Source organism: Proteus columbae (assembly GCF_009914335.1).
Taxonomy (GTDB): Bacteria; Pseudomonadota; Gammaproteobacteria; order Enterobacterales; family Enterobacteriaceae; genus Proteus.
The window spans coordinates 1,914,302-1,935,126 of sequence record NZ_CP043925.1; the positions used below are offsets into that span (position 1 = coordinate 1,914,302).

Genomic DNA, 20,825 nt, shown 5'->3' on the forward strand with positions numbered 1-20,825 from the left:
ATGATGGGGAAATATTTAGCTTTTATTAGCTTTATCTAGTCTTGTTTAGATAAGAATAAGAGAAAAATTTCAGTAATAAACAATGAAAAAGGCAGTTTAAAAACAAACTGCCTAGGATAAAAATATTGCTATCGATTTTTATTTAACAACTTCACCGCTGTCGATAACAGTTTTACGCACTTTATCAGAGAAATCTTGCGCTTCTTTAATAATGGCTTTTTCATCAACTGTTAATAATTGGCGATCTTCCATTAAGATTTTTCCATCAACAATGGTATGACGAACATTACTTCCATTTGCACCATAAACTAATGCTGCATAAGGGCTATACATTGGTACCATGTTAGGTGATTTAGTATCAACAACGATAATATCAGCAAGTTTACCTGATTCTAAAGATCCCAATTTATCTTCCATATGCAATACTTTCGCCGACCCCATTGTTGCCAGCTCTACAACGGTTAATGGTGGCATAGCAGCACGATCTTTATTCTCTAACTTATGGATTTTACCCACAAGATTTAGCTCATTCATCGTCGTTAGTGTGTTACTTGACATTGGACCATCAGTCCCTAAACCTACACGAACACCTTTTTCTAGCATCGCGACGACAGGCGCCACACCTTTCGCTGATTTAGTATTTGCACTGATATTATGAGCGACACCAACATCATATTTTTTCAGTAAATCAATATCTTTATCATCGACCATAATTGCGTGAGCCGCGATAACTTTATTATTTAACGCTCCGATATCTGCCATATATTGAACTGGGCTTTTACCGCCAGTACGTTTAGCGATTTCTTCTTGTTCACGATCTGTTTCAGCTAAATGGATCATAACAGGAACATCAAGTTCTATTGATAACTTAGCAATTTTCTGAAGGTTTTCTGTGGTATTTGTGTAAGGAGCATGTGGTGCAAATGCTGGGATAATACGAGGGTGATCTTTATATTCTTTAATAAAGTTCACTGCGTATTGAATACCCTCTTCTGGTGTTTTTGCATCGGCAACAGGGAAATTAATAACAGACTCTCCTAATACTGCACGATTACCCATTTTATCAACAGTCTTGGCTACTTCATCTTCGAAATAATACATATCAACGTAAGTTGTTACGCCACCTTTTACCATTTCGATATTTGCAAGATCAGCACCTACTCTGACCATTTCTCGAGAAACCATTTTGCTTTCAAGTGGGAAAATATAACGGTGAAGTCTGTCTGGCACATCATCGGCTAATGAACGAAATACCGTCATCGAACCATGAGTATGGGTATTAATTAAACCCGGCATCACAATATCACCATCAACATCTAATACTTTATTAGCTTGATACTCTTTAGAAAGCTCAGGGCCACCAACGGCAATAATTTTATTTTCTTTTACGACAACAGTACCCTGTTCAATGATTTTATTTTGCTGATCCATAGTCAGAACAGTGCCGTCAACTATCATCAAATCAGCCTGTTTTGCCGCGTAACTAGAAAAGGAGACCGCCATTACAGCCAAAGCAAGCATAGATTTAGAAAATGACATCATTACCTCTCGTCTTGATGGGAAAATTTCCCTAAGATTATAAATAAATTCATTGGTTTTTGATATCAATTGAAAGTGAATGAGATCACCGAATAAATAATTAATTGAAGTTATTATCGCATTTGTTTACTGATTTAAATTAAGCGCGCTTTTTTTGTTGTAAAAGCCACTTATCTAATTCATTCGCAAAAAGTTGGCGGTCACGCTGACTTAAACTTGCGGGTCCTCCAGTTTGAATGCCGCTTGCTCTCATCGTATCCATAAAATCACGTATATTTAAACGTTCACGAATAGTTGCTTCAGTATAACGTTCACCTCTTGGATTCAATGCTACTGCGCCCTTTTCTATGACTTCGGCAGCTAATGGAATATCAGCGGTAATAATCAAATCATCTTTATTGGTGCGGCGAACAATTTCGTTATCAGCAACATCAAACCCAGCCGAAACTTGTAATGTACGTAAGAAAGGCGATGCAGGTACAATTAATCGTTGATTAGCAACAAACGTAATAATCACTTTTTCTCTATCTGCTGCACGATATAACACTTCTTTGATTACTTTTGGACATGCATCAGCATCAACCCATATAGGCATAACAACACTCTCTTTGTTATTTTTGGTATTAAATAGTCTATATTTATGGTGTTTAAAATAACACATTAATACTAACTAAGTGATTGAAGTTTTATTCTTTCTCGTTTTTCTGACCGTTGATTAGCCCAGATACTGAGTAATATCACGATCATCCCCAGTATTTGTAAACTCGTTAATTGTTGTCCTAGTAATGCCCAACCTAAAATAACCGCGCTTAGCGGACTTAAAAAACCTAATGAAGCCACAGAGCTTGGGCCTAATAATGCTAGCCCTCTAAACCAGAAAATATAGGTTAATGCTCCACCAATTAAGGTTAAATAAGCCAAACCTAAAAGGTTAATACCTGTTAATGAAGGTAATGTGGGTTCAAATAATAAGGCAAAGGGTAATAATACAGCACCACCTGCGGTTAATTGCCAAGCTGTAAAAGTTAAAGGTGTAACTGGCGGTTGCCAACGACGACTTAATACAGTACCTGTTGCCATAGAAAATGCGCCCCCTAATCCTGCAATTATTCCGATAGGATCAAGTGCTGCATTTGGTGTCAGAATGAGTATTGCTACACCAAAAATACCTCCTAATGCGGCTGAAATAGATAACCATGATAGGCGCGTTTGTAATAGCCAACGAGATAAAAATAAGACAATTAAAGGCTGCACTGCCCCTACTGTTGCAGCAACGCCACCGGGTAAACGATAGGCTGAAATAAATAATAACCACCAGAACAGTGAGAAGTTTAAAACACCCAAAATAATGACACGTAGCCACCATATACCTTGTGGCAGTTGTCTCATGATAATTAATAATAAAATTCCTGCTGGTAATGCCCGCAATGCAGCTAATGTCATGGGCACATTAGCTGGCAACATTTCCGTTGTCACAATATAAGTGCTCCCCCATACAATGGGAGCCAATGCCGTTAATAGTAATGTTGTGTATCGATTCATAAAATCACTCGTTTAGTTGTTACCAGACTAATTTATCTTGAGGTCAAGATAAATTGATAATACCTTGACGTCAAGATAAATAATTGACATGATAAATGCATGGATAGAATCGATAAAATTACTAAGCAATGGCAGCGTGAGCGCCCTGATCTTGATATTAGCCCGATGGGATTAATTGGACGATTGGGGAATGTTACTTTGCATCTTTCACGCGAAATGGAGAAAGTTTTCTCTCAATTTGGCTTAAATACATCAAGTTTTGATGTTCTTGCTACACTACGTCGTGCAGGCGATCCTTACACCCTTTCTCCAGGTGAAATGCTATCAACCCTGATGGTTACATCAGGCACGATGACAAATCGGATTGATCAATTAGAAAAAGCAGGTTGGGTTATTCGTAAAGTTAATCCAGAAGATGGTCGCAGTTTTTTAGTTTCGCTAACACCTGAAGGTCTGGAACTAATCAATCAAGTAATAGAAGCACACGCTGAGAACCAAAAACGTTTAGTCTCTGGTTTATCACAACAAGAGCAACAAAAATTAAATCAATTACTTAAAGTTTTTCTTAATTCGTTAGAATAGAGTTTTATTTTCTGTCATTAACTTTATCTCTCTTAATAACAAGAATAAGTAAGAATAAGGCTTCCGTATTCTTACTTATCCCCTTTTCTTTATTTGCTTAAAAACCCTTCTTTTTATGCCATTTTTGTTTATTTAAGCATCCATTGTGCATGAAATCACATTTTTACCTTGATCTAAATCAAAGATGTATTCTATTTGCCATTTTTAGGTTGATGAATACCAAAACTTAAATTATAAAGCGAATGATAATAATTACTGATCTCATTAAGGTCTGCAGCTATGTGCATTCAATTTAAATCTTGCTTCGTGTTGTCCGCTTTAACACTCTCACTCTCTCAATATGCTATTGCTGATAATGCCTTACCTAAAGAAGAAACACTTGTTGTGACAACAACACGTAGCGCAGCTTCTTTATGGAACAGCCCTGCTACTATTCAAGTTATTGATAAAGAAACATTAAGCCAATCAAATTCATCTTCTATTGCTGACCAATTACGTGATATTCCTGGTGTTGAAGTTACGGATAATAGCCTTGCTGGTCGTAAACAGATCCGTATTCGTGGAGAAGCATCATCGCGTGTACTTTTATTGGTTGATGGACAAGAAGTGACCTATCAACGAGGTGGTCAAAACTTTGGTGCTGGTATTTTAATTGATGAATCTGCACTAGAGCGTATTGAAGTGGTTAAAGGTCCCTATTCTGTGCTTTATGGCTCACAAGCTATTGGCGGTGTGGTGAATTTAATTACTCAAAAAGGTGGCGATAAGCCTTTTGGGGGAAATGTCAAAGTCGTTTATGACTCAGCAACGATGGGATGGCGAGAGTCTGCATTAATTTCAGGTACTGTCGGTGATTTTGAATATCGCCTTAATGGAAGTTATGCCGATCATGGTGATAGATATACTCCTGATGGGCGTTTACCTAATACGCATTTTAGAAATAACGGTCAAGGTGCATGGTTAGGTTATAAAGTGGATAAACATAAGTTTGGTCTTTCGCTCGATCGTTATAATTTATCAACACGATCTTATTATGCTGATGAAGGAAAATATCAAGAGTTTAGCGTTAAAGTGCCTAAACTTGAGCGTGAAAAAGTTGGTTTATTTTATGACTATGATGCTAATACAGATTATTTCAAAAAACTTCATATTGATGCCTATACACAACGTATAGAGAGAAAATTTGAAAACCGCGTTGGTGTTGTTACCCCAACGGGTAGCCCAATGATTGGTAATTTAACCGTTAAAAACCGAACTCAGTCTGAAGACACTCAAAATACTTATGGAATGACTATGCAGGCTAATTTTACTTTACCTGCAAATAATGAGTTAATTTTAGGGGCTCAATATCAACAAGATAAAGTAAAACAAACGTCCGCAGGGCAGACTTCTTCAAATAGTACAACGGGGTTTCCACCCGCTGTTAATTATGAAAAACAATCTCTTTTGCATAACCGCAGTAAACAAACCAATATCTCTGTTTTTGCCCAAAATGATTGGAAAATAACAGATGATTGGTCATGGACTATGGGCGCCAGACAATATTGGTTGGGATCAGAATTACAAGATGGTGCTGAAACTATTCACCATAATAAAACCGGAACAAGTTATAAGACATTAGCTTATGATTCTGTGAAAGATAACGCTTTTATTGTGTCATCTCATTTGCGTTATTCTGGATTTAAAGATACAGAATTACGTCTCGCGTTTGCACAAGGTTATGTTTTCCCGACACTTGTTCAGCAATTTATGAACACAACTGCTGGCGGTGCGGTGACTTACGGTAATCGCGATCTTGAAGCTGAACATTCTAATAATGTGGAATTTGGTGCGCGTTATAAAGGGAATAATTGGTACATCGATAGCGCGATTTATTATTCTGAAGCCAAAGATTACATCACATCTATTGCTTGTGCAGGAGAACGTATTTGCGAAGGAAATAGTAAAACTGGCCGAGCAAATTATTTTTATTACGACAATATCGATCGCGCCAAAACTTATGGTATGGAAGTGATGGCTCAATACCAAGGTTGGTCAATTACTCCTTATGTTTCTGCCAATGTGATGCGTCGTCAATTTATTGGTTCAACATTGAAAACATGGGATACCGGTGAACCTACATTAACTTCTCGTATTGGTGCTAAGCATTTATTACTGCTCAATAATATGAATCTAATGTCGGACTTATATTTAAGAGCAGCAACAAAAGCGAAAGATCATAGTAACCCCGAAAATAAACAGCACTATGCAGGTTGGACGACGGTTAATCTTTCATTGAGTACGGAATTTGGTCATAACGATCAATACCGTATTAACTTCGATTTAAATAATATTTTAAATAAGCATTATCAAACGGCTCATGAATCTATTCCTGCCGCGGGAATTAATGCTGCAGTTGGTCTGGCATGGGCATTTTAATTATGAAAAAAATAGTAATCGCACTTAGTTTGTTATTGTTGCCTTTTAACTTAATGGCAAAAGAAAACAAAAATAATGAACGTTGGGTTATTGCTGGAGGCTCTATAACGGAATTGGTTTATGCCATAGGTGCTGGCAATAAGGTTGTCGGTGTTGATGAAACAACGTCTTATCCTGAACAAACGCAAGCATTGCCTCATATCGGATATTGGAAACAGCTAAGTACAGAAGGCATTCTGTCATTACGCCCTTCTACTTTTGTGACTTGGGATGATGCTGAACCTAAAATGGTATTACGCCAACTCGCACAACATAATGTAAAGGTTATTTCTTTACCAAGAACACCCGCTACGTTTGAATTAATGCTTAAAAATATTCGTACCTTAGCGGTTTCATTAGATAAACAGACAGAAGCAGAAACTTTGATTAGTTCACTGCAATCTCGTTTAGCGACGATCACAGCTAAAAATAATCACATTAAGCGCAAAGTAAAAGTATTGTTCTTTCTTTCACCAGGAGGGGGAATTCCTCAAGTTGCAGGAAAAAACAGTGTTGCAGATGCCATTTTGGCATTATCAGGTGGCGATAATATCGCCACTCACGAAAATTATCGTATCTATAGCGCAGAAGCCATTATCGCGGCTGATCCAGAAGTTATCGTGATAACCACACAAAGCCAACAAAACCATACTGGCGGTATAAGAGCCTCTGAAGGATTAGCGTCCGTTCCCGGTGTCTCAATGACACAAGCATGGAAAAACCAACGCATTATTGAAATTGATCAATCCCTTATTTTGGGAATGGGACCTCGTATTGTGGATGCCGTGGAGTTATTGCATCAACAGTTTTATCCCGCTGATCCTGTTAATGATAATAAGTAGGAATGATTTAATAATGAAAGAGTTAGTCGCAACACATAGCACGCAATTTTCGACTGAAATCGATCTTACTCCCCATTTTGCACTTGAAGGTGATAGCCCTTTTCGTGATAGACATGCCACAATGCCGTGGCGAGGCTCTGTACCTATTGCGAAAGAAGATCAACAATCTACATGGCAAACACTGTTAAACAGTAAAACGCCTGCGTGTAAACGTTTGTTGTATATTCATATCCCTTTTTGTGCAACGCATTGTACATTTTGTGGTTTCTATCAAAATAACTATCACGAAGCAGCCTGTACGCGTTATACCGACGCATTACTGCGTGAGATATCGGCTGAATCAGATAGCTTACTTTATCAGTCAGCACCAATTCATGCAGTTTACTTTGGTGGTGGAACCCCTTCTGCATTATCAGCAAAAGATCTCTATCGTGTGATCACACATTTACGCCAATCACTCCCTTTAGCACCAGATTGCGAAATTACGATTGAAGGTCGCGTTTTAAATTTTGATGATAATCGAATTGATGCTTGTTTAGATGCAGGTGCAAATCGCTTTTCTATTGGTATTCAAACCTTTAACAGTAAAATACGTAAACGAATGGCAAGGACATCAACCGGTGAAGAAGCCGCTAAGTTTATGAAAGGACTCTGTTTACGAGATAGAGCTGCTGTGGTGTGTGATCTGTTATTTGGATTACCGGGACAAAATGCGCTGAATTGGCAAGAGGATCTGACTATTGCCCATGATATTGGCTTAGATGGTGTCGATTTATATGCCTTGAATTTATTGCCAAATACACCATTAGGTAAAGCTGTCGAAAATCAACGTGTGACAGTACCAACACCGATAGAAAGGAGAGCGCTTTATCTTCAAGGTTGTGATTTTATGGATAACGTGGGTTGGCGTCAGATCAGTAATAGTCATTGGGCTAGAACAACTCGTGAGCGCAATCTCTATAATTTATTAATTAAGCAAGGCGCGGATTGTCTTGCCTTTGGCTCTGGGGCTGGTGGTTCAGTTAATGGTTATTCTTGGATGATTGAACGCTCACTCGATAATTATTATCAAAAAATCACGGATAACCAAAAACCGTTGATGATGATGAGCCGTACAACAGACAGCGGTTTTCGTTGGCGTCATGAACTACAAGCGGGCATTGAATGTGGTCGTGTTGATTTAGCCAAATTAAGTTCGCAAGCGACTCAGCTCTCCCCTTTATTAAATCAATGGTATCAAGCAGGTCTTGTTGAAGATGATTTTCTTTGCATGAAACTGACCAATGAAGGTCGGTTTTGGGCAAGTAATTTGCTGACTTCCTTACAGCAATTAATTTTGCAGTTAAATACTCCTCGTTAATCTCATTACCCTTACTATTAATGAAAAGATGGAAACAACATCATGAATACAGAGTTACAACAATTTTTAATGACAGAGCCTGATGGCACATTGGAAACTATTGCGACGCAATTTAATACAACGTTATTAGACGTTGTAAGACATTTACCATCACGCTCATTAATGGGGGGGGAGCAATTCGATATAGTGTGGGATAACGTCATGAAATGGGGTAATGTCACCACGCTTGTGCATACTCAAGATGTTATTTTAGAGTTTAGCGGTGAATTACCAAGTGGTTTTCATCGTCATGGCTATTTTAACTTACGTGGTAAAAAAGGAATGACAGGTCATATTAAAGCCGAAAATTGCCAATATATTGCGATGATCGAGCGTAAATTTATGGGTATGGATACCGCCTCTATCTTATTTTTCAATCATAAAGGCGTTGCAATGTTTAAGATTTTCCTTGGTAGAAACGAACATCGTCAATTGTTACCAGAGCAATTATCAGCCTTCCGTCAATTAGCACAACAATTAAATAAGGAATAATTGCGCGTGAAAACATGGGTTATTTTTGGCGCTGGCGGTAAAGGTGTTGGCGCACATATTGCAGATATTGGCGTTACACAACGACGCCCTATTGTGGCTTTAGTTCGTTCCGAAGAGGCAGCTAATCGGTTAGAAGAAAAAGGGATCAAAACAGTTATCGGCGATGCGATTGATGCTAAGGCTGTTGAAGCTGTTTTAACATTGGCAGGAAAAGAAGCAGACATCATTTCCACAATGGGCGGTGAAAATGATTATTTAGCTCATCGAACCGTAATTGATACTGCGGAGAAAATGGGTTTTCAGCGTATGTTAATGGTTTCTTCGTTAGGTTGTGGCGATAGTTGGGTCGCGTTATCTGACAGAGCAAAAGCCGCGTTTGGTCAAGCTGTGAGAGAAAAATCATTGGCTGAAGTGTGGTTGCAAACCAGTCGTTTTGATTATGCGATTGTCAGACCCGGTGGATTACTGAATGGTGAAGAAACGGGTAAGGCTCAGCTTTATCAATACGAAGAAACTCATGGTTTAGTTAATCGCCGAGATGTTGCACGCTTAGTGACTCAACTTCTAGACGCTGACCTTTTAGACGATCAAGTCTATGCCGTAGTTGAACCTGGCTTAGTGCCTTCTAAATAAGCACGTTATGTATTAATATCTACTCTATTATTTTTGGAGATAGCACTTTTGTGTTATCTCTTTTTTCTTATTTTTCTCGTGGGCAATAACTCACATTATGATGTGTTTTTCTCTCACAACAAAAATTCCTTTATAGTCATTCGTCACTTTACTGTCTTAATAGGGGTAACTTGTGGCATAATGCCGCCCCATTACCTTTTGTCATTCACTAATAATGAGTATTCGTCTTGTTAATCAGCAATAATATCACTATGCAGTTTGGCTCAAAGCCTCTGTTTGAAAACATTTCTGTCAAATTCGGTGGCGGAAATCGCTATGGTTTAATCGGAGCCAACGGTAGCGGTAAATCAACCTTTATGAAAATTTTAGGTGGCGATTTAGTGCCAAGTAGCGGCAACGTATTTCTCGATCCTAATGAACGCCTTGGTAAACTAAAACAAGACCAGTTTGCTTATGAAGAGTTTACTGTGCTTGATACGGTGATTATGGGGCACACTGAACTTTGGGAAGTGAAGCAAGAGCGTGAACGCATCTATAATTTACCTGAAATGAGCGAAGAAGACGGCTTACGCGTTGCCGATCTTGAAGTGAAATTTGGTGAAATGGACGGTTATACCGTTGAATCTCGTGCTGGCGAATTATTGCTAAACGTAGGTATTCCATTAGAACAACACAATGGTCCTATGAGTGAAGTGGCTCCCGGTTGGAAATTGCGTGTGTTACTTGCACAAGCCCTGTTTGCTGATCCTGATATTTTGTTACTGGATGAACCGACGAACAACTTGGATATTGATACCATTCGTTGGCTTGAGCAAACGCTAAATGAACGTAACAGTACCATGATCATTATTTCCCATGATCGCCACTTCCTAAATATGGTCTGTACGCACATGGCAGACTTAGACTATGGTGCGCTTGCTGTTCATCCGGGTAACTATGATGAATATATGTTTGCTGCAACCCAAGCTCGTGAGCGTTTATTAGCGGATAATGCGAAGAAAAAAGCACAGATTAGTGAATTACAATCTTTCGTGAGTCGCTTTAGTGCTAATGCATCTAAATCACGTCAAGCAACCTCTCGTGCAAAACAAATTGAGAAAATTCAATTAGCAGAAGTGAAAGCGTCTAGCCGTCAAAACCCATTCATTCGTTTTGAACAAGAGAAAAAATTATTCCGTAATGCGCTTGAAGTGGAAAATATCTCTAAAGGCTATGATGATAATGCCCCGCTGTTTAAAAACGTCAATATGATGCTTGAAGTGGGCGAAAAAGTGGCCATTTTAGGTAATAACGGTGTGGGTAAATCGACAATGATCAAAACATTAGTCGGTGAATTAACACCTGATACAGGTCGTTTAAAATGGTCTGAAAACTCAAACATTGGCTATTATGCACAAGATCACGCAACTGATTTTGAAGTCAATATGACTGTGTTTGATTGGATGAGTTTATGGATGAAACCAGAAGACGATGAGCAATCTGTACGCAGCGTATTAGGTCGTTTACTGTTCTCTCAAGATGATTTGAAAAAATCAGTTCAAGTTTTATCTGGTGGTGAAAAAGGTAGAATGTTATTTGGTAAGCTGATGATGCAAAAACCAAACATTTTGATTATGGATGAACCAACCAACCACTTAGATATGGAATCTATCGAATCATTGAATATGGCATTAGAACTTTATCAAGGTACATTGATTTTCGTCTCTCATGACCGTGAATTTGTCAGTTCACTGGCAAATCGTATTATTGAAATTACACCTGAAAAAGTGACTAATTTCCAAGGAACTTATGATGAGTTCTTAGCGAAAAAAGGTGTTGAGGCTTAATCGCGGCCCTATTTATTAAATAGTAGATAACATAAATGAAAAAGGCTTAGTATATTTACTAAGCCTTTTTAGATTTTGATAAATGTTTTTATAGTCTTATTTGATTATAGTTTCCTGAAATTTCCACCTCAGGTTTATTTTTTATTTTTCTATTTATTTTTATCATTATTTCCAAGCCACTGTATAATAGAGGAGTTTCAAATAATAAATCTTCACTGATTTGTTTTTCTTTGACAAACTTATCATTCTCTTTTTTATCCTTTTTATAGTTTAAATTTATTTTTTTATCTGATAATAAAATATCCAACATATTTATATTGCTTAATAATGCTACATTTAACGCACTATCATTGATTATAGACCCATTAGTATCTTTTTCTTGCTTTGCAAATTTGTTTATATTTTGGTTTTTCCTAATTTTTTCTCTTGTATTTTCATACGTTAGCAATAAACCTTTAATAATATCTAAATCTTTTCCATCTGATGTTCTATCAATGAGTTCATTTAAATCTGATATTTTATCATTAATTTCGATCAATAAAGAGTGGTCTATAACTGCTAAATTTAATATTGAATTTACTTTTTTTATTGAATCGCTGAGTTTATTTGCTAGAAAGCTTGCGGGGGATTTTACATATTCTTGAATTGCATTAATTAGAGAGGCTTGTGCATGTTCTTCTGATACTCTAATTTTAATTATCTCTTCATGTTTTTCACTTTTTTTATCTACTTTAATTTCCAATAAATCAGTTATATTCTTAAATTTTCCATCTTTATAGTATGTTTCTATAATTTCATTAAACTTTCCAGAAAATAAGGTGTCGAGATATTTTTCTTTGTTAAGATTTTCTGTGTCAATTTTATTGGAAGATAAAATATTTATTTTATTTTTTTTAGACTCTATTTCTATTTTTTTTAATTTTTCGGCGATGTTTTCTACAACTGTTTTATTTAGCACATCGGAAAACTCTTTGCTAATAGTTTCTTTCTTGTTATTGCCATTTAAAATTAAATTATCGATTTTTGAATTTATTATATATTCATTGCTATTATCAATGTCTTGTAAGTCTAATCTTTTTATAAATAATATATCGTTATAATATTTAAATACTCCGTTTATTTGTTCGACACTATAAATGCCGATACTTTTAGGTAAGTTTTCTATTATATTTTTTTCTTCGGTACTAATTTCAAAAATATTTGTCTTTTTTTCATCCATCAATAAAGGCTCGATTATTTCGCGAAATTCTTTTTCAAATTTTTCTCCATATTCTTTTCCATATTCTTCCTTTAACTCTGAAGGTTTTTCAGAATTATGATAATAAAAGATTTTTAATATGGTTGAGTTTTTATTATACTTATCTAAATTTGCTAATATATTTATTTTGTTTTCAGTGGAAAAGTCGCTATTGTTAAAGTTATTTATATTAAGCAAACCTAAATTATTATCATCATAAGGGATGGTAAGTTTTAATACATTTTCTTTCCCCTTTTCACTAGTTTTAATCTTAAATTTTATTTGTTTTTCTTGAGTTATTTTAATGTCCAGTTTTTTATCTATATTACTATTATTATATTGTTTAGATATCGATTTAATTAAATCTAATTTTCCACCTAATGTTATTTTTTCCGCCTTTAAATTCAATATGTTAATAAAAAGGTCGCCTTTATCTTTTTCATTTAATTTTTCACTTAATGTATCGTAAGTAGATAAAAAATTATTTAAATTTTCTTTGTCTTCCTTTAAGGTTGCATTATTGTATAAGTTTTCATTATTTATGATGTATTCAAATGCTGCAAAGTCTAAATTAAATTCCTTTGTTATATTTGAATGTTCATTGGATATGATTTTATTATTATTTTCATCTAGAAGAAAAAAAGTTACTTTTTCTGGTGTAAACTCTATATCTAATATTTTTCTGTCTTTATTGAGAATTTCTTTCAATCCCAGATAACTATGTATTATATTATAGGTTGAATAAAATTTATCGTTAAAAATATTGTTTAGTAATAAACTGGTATAAGAATCATTATATTCTTCATTACTATTTTCTTTTATTATTTCCCATATTTTATCCATCACATATTTTTTTGTCATTCCACTACAATTTTTTTTTGATGCAACCTCATTTAGTTTTGATTTTCCTTTTTTTAAAGAATCTAGTTCGTTATCTCTATAATTATCATCATTCAATAATAATGATAAACTGCTTCTTATTAATTCTATTTTTTCTTCCGTGTTTTTATTTTCCATTTTATTTATTTTATCTACTTTATCTACTACTATTGATACTATATGATTAATATCATCTTGGGGTAATTGATTAAACAATGATTTAATGCTTTGATTATTAATAATATTCTCATTTTGTTCTTTTGAGCAACCAATTTTAAATATATGTGTACCATCCTGAATAAAATTGATCTCAAAATAAAAAACATTATTATCTATTTTAATGTTAAATGTATCTTTATAATCACTTAGTGATAAATTCCTTAGTTCTTGAAATTTACCTATTTTATCTAAAAATGAAACTTTAGGGTTATAATAAACATCATAAAGTAATGTCATGACTTGCTTTTTATCGCTAATATGGAAAAAATCTTTTATCTTATCCCAGATAGTCATGACTTTATTGACTTTTTCTCCAGATAAAACGCTATTAATCTGAGCTGATGTTAGTTTACTATTTCCTATGGTTATGCTATTCATATTTCGCCTAGTTTGAAAAAATTTAAAGTAAGATAATAATAAATAATAATAAAATTACTTAATGTAAATAAATGTCTTGATTATTTTAATAAAAAATACTTTTCTTTTTATAATGTAGAACATATGCCATTGTATCAATAATACAATTTAAGTATTCTCATCTATAACTTTATTTCTATTTTATATAATGGCTGTTTTTTGATTGTAATATATGCACGCATTAATTTTAAAACTGTCTATTCTTTGTCTTTACTGAAAAAATTATTTATTTTTCAATGAGATGTCATATCCATTTTTTTAGTAGGAATTTTATCTATTTTATTTTTATCAATATCACATTTATTTATATATACGCGAATCATAATAATCCTGAGTAATAAATCGTGTAATATAAAATTAATCTAATTTATCAACTTCAATAAAACACTATAACGGCGCACCCTCAGATAATGGTTATCCTGCTGGATTAATGGATGGTGATTTTAACGCAATAATGGCCGCTGATAATCTTGATGTACCCACGTTATTTAAAGCATTAGGATTATATCCAGCAATAAATCAGCAAGATCACGATCAGGTTTATTTACGAAATTATGGCCAACGCTCTTTAATGCGAGGAGGAGCTTGGTATTCACAGCAATTAGCAGGAATGCGAACTTTATGCTTAAGCCACCATGCATGACATCGCAGCACTTCTGTCGGTGGACGCCTTGCTTGGATTGACATAAGCAGTTAATTAACCCGAAAAATTATCATTTATAGACATTTTTGCATAAATTAATTTACCTTAGTATCGATTACATGAATAATAGTGGTAATAGTAATGATTATTATTCGGTGACTTATTGTGGTTAATTTTTATGCATTTAAATTGAAACCTGTGGCATTAATTTGTTCTGCCACCCTTCCTTTTATTTTGACTACACAGGCTTTTGCTGAAGAAACAGCAAAAACAGAACACGTTGAGAAGCTTGTTGTGAGCGCTCAAGCACTAAAAGTAAATACACGTTTGCAAGAAACACCTAAATCGGTTTCTGTTATTTCTCAACAAGATCTAGAAACACATGCTCCACAAAAATTAGATGAAGCATTGCGTTATACATCTGGTGTTGTCTCTCAACCTTATGGTGCGGATAACGACACAGATTGGCTTCGTGTTCGTGGCTTTGAAGCAGCAACCTATTTAGATGGTAGCCGCCTTTTCCGTGATGGTTATTATACATGGTTATTAGAGCCTTATGGTTTTGAACAAATTGAAGTGGTAAAAGGCGCATCGGCGGTATTATTTGGTGAATCGACACCAGGTGGTGCGGTTAACGTGGTACAAAAGAAGCCTAGTTTTAAACCTCAAAATGAAGTATTTCTTGAGGTCGGAAATAATGACCAACGTGGTTTAGGTTTTGATGTTTCAAGTGCTACCGATGATAAACGTGTGCGCTATCGTCTTGTTGGATTAATGAAAAAATCAGATGGAGAATTATCTCACACTGATAATGAGCGTATTTACCTTGCGCCAAGTGTCGCGATCAACCTGACTGATGATACATCATTAACCTTTATGGCAACCTATTTGCATGATGACGGTACGCCAACTAATCCTTTCTTCCCTGCTGCCGGTACATTAATTTCATCTCCTTTTGGTAAAATAAAGCCTACTACCAACTTAGGTGAACCAGGATACGATAAATATAAACGAACCCAAATTTCAGCTGGTTATTTATTAGAGAGTAATATCAATGATGTTTGGCGTTTTTCTCAACGTTTAAATTATGGTTATAACGATCTGCTTTTACGTAGCGTTTATGCATTTCCTAATTCAGATATAACAGCAACAGAATTGAATCGCGGTGTTGTTTTCCGTGATGGTAAAAATCAAAGTATTACCTTTGATAATAATGTGGTCGGTGAATGGGATACGGATAACTTTGAGCACACATTATTAGCAGGCGCAGAATTGCAATATCACCAAACTAAAGGTGATGAACAAGATAATTATAGTTTTGGCACCATTAATCCTTGGAACCCTATTTACGGAAACTATACCCCACTCAATCCAGCAGATAACGTTAATCGAACTATTGATAAAACCCAATATAGCCTTTATTCACAATATCAAACCAAATTTGATAGTCGCTGGGTTGCCGTTGCTGGTGTACGCCAAGATTGGGTAAAAACAGAAAATACAGCAAAAGTAAAAAATGAGGATAAATCTCGTACTGATAGCGAATTTAGCCTGAATGCAGGATTAATGTATTTAGCGGATAATGGATTATCGCCTTATGTCAGTTATTCCGAGTCCTTTGAGGTAATGAGCACTATCGATCCAGCAACAAAGGATCTGTATAAACCGTTAAAAGGTGATCAAATTGAAGCAGGTGTGAAATATACACCTGATTTTATGGATGGCTACTTTAATATTGCTTGGTTTGATATCACTCAGAAAAATGCGCTTGTTGCAAACCCAACGACATTTGTTTCAACACAAACAGGTAAAGTGACTTCAAAAGGTATTGAAGTAACAAGTGAAATGCAATTAACGGAACGTTTAGCGTTAAAAGCCAATTACACCTATACCGATATGCAAACAGATGACACGGGTAATAGAGGTAAACAACAAGCAGGTTTAATTCCTAAACACACCGCGTCAGCTTGGGGCAGTTACACTATCCCAATAACAGGAACTCAAGATTTAACCTTGGGAACAGGTGTTCGTTATTTAGGTAAATCTAAAGATAATCCTAAGAGCAGTGATTTAACGGTACCAAGTGCAACATTATGGGATATGGCAGCAACCTATAATTTCAATAAACAGTGGCAATTACAGTTAAATATCAACAATATTCTTGATAAAGAATATCTCTCTGGCTGTGATTATTACTGCTATTACGGGCAATCTCGTTCTGTTTTATTAAACGCTAAATATCGCTGGTAATTTTCTTTTTTATTCCGCTTTTTATTGTTAACCATGCAATAAAAGGCGGAATATGATTTTATAAATGAGTGACCATGTTTGAACTCTCAAATATTCAAATGGATCGCGGTGGACGCACTATTCTATCAATACCCTCACTGCGTATTTCAGATTCAGGATTAACCATTGTGCTTGGCCATAATGGCTCAGGTAAATCGACACTCGTCAGTTTGTTATCGGGTCAGCAAATCCCTGATAGTGGATGTCTCACACTAAATAACCGTAATATCTCACAATATAAGCCTCGTGATTTGGCTAAACAAATCGCGTTTCTTCCCCAAAAACTTCCCGCGTCTGCTGGATTAACTGTCAGAGAATTAGTGTGTTTAGGACGCTTTCCTTGGCGTGGAACATTAGGCCGTTGGAATAAAAAAGATGATGAAATTATCACAATGGCGATGGAAAAAGCGGGAGTACTTCCTTTCGCTGACACGCTTGCAGATGATTTATCAGGTGGTGAGCGTCAACGGGCTTGGGTTGCAATGTTACTCGCTCAACAATCACCGATCTTGATATTAGATGAACCAACCTCGGCATTAGACATACATCATCAATACCAATTAATGGAATTGTTGAGTGAGTTAAATCAAACTCAGCACGTTGGTATTATTGTTATTTTGCATGATCTTAACCTTGCCTTGCGTTATGCCACTCATATCATCGCACTTAAAAAAGGGAAAATTGCGTTTGAAGGTGAGGTCTCATTACTTTTTGATGATGAGCGACTCTCCTCGCTTTATGAAACACCCATTAAGCTGATTGAACACCCTGATAATAAAGGCTCACAACAACATAAAGTGGCGGTGGTATGCGTGTAATATTACAAACAATAGTTAATTTACTGTCCTTTTGTTTAGTTATTTTATTAATTACCCCCACAGTAAATGCGGCGCAACATAATAATGAAAAGGCTTCTAACACACCGCAACGCATTATTGTTTTAGACTGGGATTTACTTGAACAAATATTAACACTTGAAGTGAACCCCGTAGGGGCAACTGAAATTGCAGGTTATAACCAATGGGTTGCTCACCCTATTGCACCGAATTCTATTGAAGAAGTTGGTATGCGAGCAGAGCCTAATTTAGAAAAAATAGCGACGTTAAAACCTGACCTTATTTTAGCATCAAGCTCACAACAAGATTTATTACCTGTATTAGAAACCATTGCTCCTGTGGTTTATTTACCTAATTTTTCTCGCCAAGATAATGCGGCACAAGTCGCTCTGGCGCATTTTAATACCCTTGCTTCGCTTTTGGGAAAAGAAGCTCTCGCACAACAAAAGTTAGCTGAAATGGACGCTACTTTTGCGCAATTTAAAGCAAAGTTACAGCAGGCATTTATCACATTACCTGAAGTAGAAGTGATCCGTTTTTCTACGCTCACCTCCATCTTTTTATATACTGAAAATTCAACAACCGAATATGTGATAAATAAGCTGGGGCTGAAATCGGCAATATCATTACCGCCACAACCTTGGGGTATTGATCAACGAAGAATGAATGTATTGCAACAGATTAAACATGGTTATGTCCTTTATATGTTGCCTTTTCCTGATGAAAGTAAACTGCAAAAATCAGTATTATGGAAAGCCATGCCATTTGTGCAAAATGGGCATTTTCATTCAGTCAAACCTGTCTGGAATTATGGAGGAATGACATCATTGACATTAATGGCGCAAGCCATTACTGAAAGCTTATTAGATATGGCACCTAGTAATGAAAATTAAGCAACTTACTTTCTATTTTTTGGTAATTATCTTATTAAGCATTACCAACTTACAAATTGATAATTCTCTTTCTTTATCTCATCAATTGTATTTATTGGCTAATTCAGCCACAACAATTCCTTTTGCTGATGTTTTTTTCTTGCATGCACAATTACCACGTTTAGCTATGACCGTTGTTATTGGCGGGTTATTTGGTGTTGTTGGCAGTTTAATGCAGCAATTAACGCAAAATAATTTAACTTCCCCTTTAACCTTAGGAACTTCATCAGGTGCTTGGCTAGCCTTAGTGATCGTTAATATTTGGTTCACTGGCTGGGTTACAGATTACAGTGCAGTAGCTGCAACAATTGGCGCTTTATTAGCCTTTTCTCTGGTGATTATTATTGCAGGTATTCGCAATATGACCGGCTTACCTTTAGTTGTTTCAGGTATGGTGGTCAATATTTTATTAGGCGCTATTGCAACGGCATTAGTGACATTAAACTCACAATTTGCTCAAAATATATTCATGTGGGGAGCTGGTGATTTAGCACAAGATGGCTGGGATAAAGTTTATTGGTTATTACCACGAATAACACCTGTTTTACTTATTTTTATCTTTGCACCTCGTATTCTCACTTTATTACGTTTAGGGCATGAAGGTGCGGCGGCTCGTGGGCTTTCTGTTTTACCTGCATTTGCCTTTTTTATTATATTAAGTACTTGGTTAGTTTCTGTTTCTATTACGGCTGTTGGTGTAATTAGTTTTATCGGATTACTTGCACCTAATATAGTTAGAACATTAGGAGCTAGAACGGCTAGCCAAGAACTCATTGCAAGTGGATTAATGGGAATATGTTTGCTGTTAATTACCGATAGTCTTGCGATATGGGTTGGTCAGTGGCTCAATACAGTTATTCCTAGTGGTGTTACGGCAGCGGCTATTGGGGCGCCAGCATTAATTTGGTTTAGTCGTAAGAAAATGCGAGCTCAAGATCAGCTTTCTATTTCAATTATTTCTCAAACTAAAAGAATATCGAATTATACGGTCATAGGAATAACGGCATTATTAATACTTGGATTAGCGCTTACCCTGTTTATTCATATTAATGAGCGCCAATGGCTATGGGAAATACCTTCCGTTTATCAATGGGCTTTGCGTTTTCCTCGTCTATTAACAGCACTCTTTGCTGGTGTTGCACTGGCTATTGCTGGCGTTATTTTACAACGTTTAATTTATAACCCGTTAGCCAGCCCAGATATTTTAGGTGTTTCATCAGGTGCAACCTTCGCTTTGGTATTTTCTAGCTTAATTCTGGGAAGCACTTTACAAACATCACAATGGGGAACTGCGTTATTAGGAAGCGGCGTTGTTATGATTATCTTATTAGTGTTGGGTAAAAGGCACCAATATGCCCCTGCCAGTTTAATCTTAACGGGTATTGCATTAACTGCGAGTTTAGAGGCTTTTATTCAGTTTTTCTTAGCGAAAGGTTCGTTAAGTAGCTATAAAATATTATTGTGGTTATCAGGCTCGACTTATCGTGTAACAGGGCAACAAGCTATTTATTTTGCATTAGCTATCATCTTTATTGTGGGCGTTGTTTTATTACTCACTCGATGGTTGGCATTAATATCAATTGGTCGAAACTTTGCTTTAGCGCGAGGATTACATACAGCGCAAGCAAGTATTATTTTACTGATTATTGTTTCTCTGTTATGTGCATTAGTTACGTCAACCGTTGGCCCTATCGCCTTTATTGGCTTAGTCGCCCCTCATATGGCGGTATTAATTGGCGCTCAAAAAATAAAATCACAATTAATTCTTTCGGGATTAATCGGTGCGACTTTAATGGTTTGGGCTGATTGGCTTGGGCAAGTATTGATTTATCCTGCACAAATTGCCGCAGGAACTTTAGTAGCGATTTTAGGTGGTAGCTATTTCCTTTGTTTAATGCTGTTAAATCGTAGTCGCTGATCGAAAAAAGCCTAAGATATCAACATTAATCTTGCTGATATTCTTAGGCTTTAATTATTATTGATTGTGCTTAAATCTTACTGTTGTGATTATTAATACCAATAGGCTACTCATTATTATTAATATTTATTAAATTTTAGGTA

At 35.8% G+C, this 20,825-nt stretch carries 16 protein-coding genes; 12 read left to right on the plus strand and 4 right to left on the minus strand.

All coding sequences use genetic code 11. From position 1 onward, the window contains the following. Positions 1–138 precede the first annotated feature (138 nt). The 3 genes from F1325_RS09275 to F1325_RS09285 form a co-directional block, all read right to left on the minus strand. Positions 139–1,539 (minus strand): amidohydrolase, encoded by a 1,401-nt coding sequence (locus tag F1325_RS09275; protein ID WP_109374035.1) that lies wholly within the window; start codon positions 1,537–1,539, stop codon positions 139–141. Positions 1,540–1,678: 139 nt separating this feature from the next. Next, positions 1,679–2,134, minus strand: coding sequence for a YaiI/YqxD family protein (locus F1325_RS09280; protein WP_109374036.1), 456 nt, complete (start codon positions 2,132–2,134; stop codon positions 1,679–1,681). A 71-nt stretch (positions 2,135–2,205) separates the two neighbouring features. Then, positions 2,206–3,081: an EamA family transporter gene (locus tag F1325_RS09285; RefSeq protein WP_109374037.1), complete on the minus strand. Its 876-nt coding sequence runs from the start codon at positions 3,079–3,081 to the stop codon at positions 2,206–2,208. Positions 3,082–3,180: 99 nt separating this feature from the next. Here F1325_RS09285 and F1325_RS09290 point away from each other — a divergent pair, with 99 nt between their 5' ends. The 7 genes from F1325_RS09290 to F1325_RS09320 all read left to right on the plus strand — a co-directional run bounded on the left by F1325_RS09290 (position 3,181) and on the right by F1325_RS09320 (position 11,312). Then, positions 3,181–3,663 (plus strand): MarR family winged helix-turn-helix transcriptional regulator, encoded by a 483-nt coding sequence (locus tag F1325_RS09290; protein ID WP_109374038.1) that lies wholly within the window; start codon positions 3,181–3,183, stop codon positions 3,661–3,663. Between the two features lie 279 nt (positions 3,664–3,942). Further along, a complete protein-coding gene (locus tag F1325_RS09295; RefSeq protein ID WP_160230350.1) occupies positions 3,943–6,081 on the plus strand; it encodes a TonB-dependent receptor plug domain-containing protein in 2,139 nt (712 codons plus the stop codon). A 2-nt stretch (positions 6,082–6,083) separates the two neighbouring features. Beyond that, positions 6,084–6,962 (plus strand): heme/hemin ABC transporter substrate-binding protein, encoded by an 879-nt coding sequence (locus F1325_RS09300; RefSeq protein WP_196574343.1) that lies wholly within the window; start codon positions 6,084–6,086, stop codon positions 6,960–6,962. A gap of 13 nt (positions 6,963–6,975) precedes the next feature. Continuing rightward, positions 6,976–8,322, plus strand: a complete 1,347-nt coding sequence (hutW, locus tag F1325_RS09305; RefSeq protein ID WP_109374041.1) for a heme anaerobic degradation radical SAM methyltransferase ChuW/HutW — start codon at positions 6,976–6,978, stop codon at positions 8,320–8,322. 42 nt (positions 8,323–8,364) lie between these two features. Further along, a complete protein-coding gene (gene hutX / locus F1325_RS09310) occupies positions 8,365–8,853 on the plus strand; it encodes a heme utilization cystosolic carrier protein HutX (RefSeq protein ID WP_406588706.1) in 489 nt (162 codons plus the stop codon). Between the two features lie 6 nt (positions 8,854–8,859). Continuing rightward, positions 8,860–9,486, plus strand: a complete 627-nt coding sequence (locus F1325_RS09315) for an NAD(P)H-binding protein (RefSeq protein WP_109374043.1) — start codon at positions 8,860–8,862, stop codon at positions 9,484–9,486. A gap of 227 nt (positions 9,487–9,713) precedes the next feature. Next, on the plus strand, positions 9,714–11,312 hold the full coding sequence (locus F1325_RS09320; RefSeq protein WP_151435120.1) for an ABC-F family ATPase: 1,599 nt from the start codon (positions 9,714–9,716) through the stop codon (positions 11,310–11,312). 88 nt (positions 11,313–11,400) lie between these two features. On the opposite strand, the gene F1325_RS09325 is transcribed toward F1325_RS09320, so the two are convergent. Next, on the minus strand, positions 11,401–14,025 hold the full coding sequence (locus F1325_RS09325; protein WP_160230351.1) for a hypothetical protein: 2,625 nt from the start codon (positions 14,023–14,025) through the stop codon (positions 11,401–11,403). Positions 14,026–14,494: 469 nt separating this feature from the next. Between F1325_RS09325 and F1325_RS09330 the strand changes: the two genes are divergently transcribed. From F1325_RS09330 to fhuB, 5 genes are all read left to right on the plus strand, one after another. Continuing rightward, the gene (locus tag F1325_RS09330; protein ID WP_160230352.1) at positions 14,495–14,707 is read left to right on the plus strand and encodes a hypothetical protein; all 213 of its coding nucleotides are present in this window, start codon (positions 14,495–14,497) and stop codon (positions 14,705–14,707) included. A gap of 165 nt (positions 14,708–14,872) precedes the next feature. Beyond that, complete coding sequence (locus F1325_RS09335) at positions 14,873–16,957, plus strand: TonB-dependent siderophore receptor (RefSeq protein ID WP_160230353.1); 2,085 nt, start codon at positions 14,873–14,875, stop codon at positions 16,955–16,957. Between the two features lie 74 nt (positions 16,958–17,031). Continuing rightward, the gene (locus F1325_RS09340; RefSeq protein WP_109374048.1) at positions 17,032–17,814 is read left to right on the plus strand and encodes an ABC transporter ATP-binding protein; all 783 of its coding nucleotides are present in this window, start codon (positions 17,032–17,034) and stop codon (positions 17,812–17,814) included. After that, on the plus strand, positions 17,805–18,725 hold the full coding sequence (locus F1325_RS09345) for an iron-siderophore ABC transporter substrate-binding protein (RefSeq protein ID WP_109374049.1): 921 nt from the start codon (positions 17,805–17,807) through the stop codon (positions 18,723–18,725). Before F1325_RS09340 ends, F1325_RS09345 begins: the two co-directional genes overlap by 10 nt. After that, positions 18,715–20,682, plus strand: coding sequence for a Fe(3+)-hydroxamate ABC transporter permease FhuB (gene fhuB, locus F1325_RS09350; RefSeq protein WP_160230354.1), 1,968 nt, complete (start codon positions 18,715–18,717; stop codon positions 20,680–20,682). The genes F1325_RS09345 and fhuB overlap by 11 nt, the downstream gene beginning before the upstream one ends. The last annotated feature ends 143 nt before the right edge of the window (positions 20,683–20,825 follow it).

Bases quoted from the DNA above. Each gene is read 5' to 3' on its own strand.
- F1325_RS09275 (WP_109374035.1), bottom strand. From the start codon at position 1,539: ATGTCATTTTCTAAATCTATGCTTGCTTTGGCTGTAATGGCGGTCTCC.
- F1325_RS09280 (WP_109374036.1), bottom strand. From the start codon at position 2,134: ATGCCTATATGGGTTGATGCTGATGCATGTCCAAAAGTAATCAAAGAA.
- F1325_RS09285 (WP_109374037.1), bottom strand. From the start codon at position 3,081: ATGAATCGATACACAACATTACTATTAACGGCATTGGCTCCCATTGTA.
- F1325_RS09290 (WP_109374038.1), top strand. From the start codon at position 3,181: ATGGATAGAATCGATAAAATTACTAAGCAATGGCAGCGTGAGCGCCCT.
- F1325_RS09295 (WP_160230350.1), top strand. From the start codon at position 3,943: ATGTGCATTCAATTTAAATCTTGCTTCGTGTTGTCCGCTTTAACACTC.
- F1325_RS09300 (WP_196574343.1), top strand. From the start codon at position 6,084: ATGAAAAAAATAGTAATCGCACTTAGTTTGTTATTGTTGCCTTTTAAC.
- hutW (WP_109374041.1), top strand. From the start codon at position 6,976: ATGAAAGAGTTAGTCGCAACACATAGCACGCAATTTTCGACTGAAATC.
- hutX (WP_406588706.1), top strand. From the start codon at position 8,365: ATGAATACAGAGTTACAACAATTTTTAATGACAGAGCCTGATGGCACA.
- F1325_RS09325 (WP_160230351.1), bottom strand. From the start codon at position 14,025: ATGAATAGCATAACCATAGGAAATAGTAAACTAACATCAGCTCAGATT.
- F1325_RS09330 (WP_160230352.1), top strand. From the start codon at position 14,495: ATGGATGGTGATTTTAACGCAATAATGGCCGCTGATAATCTTGATGTA.
- F1325_RS09340 (WP_109374048.1), top strand. From the start codon at position 17,032: ATGTTTGAACTCTCAAATATTCAAATGGATCGCGGTGGACGCACTATT.
- F1325_RS09345 (WP_109374049.1), top strand. From the start codon at position 17,805: ATGCGTGTAATATTACAAACAATAGTTAATTTACTGTCCTTTTGTTTA.
- fhuB (WP_160230354.1), top strand. From the start codon at position 18,715: ATGAAAATTAAGCAACTTACTTTCTATTTTTTGGTAATTATCTTATTA.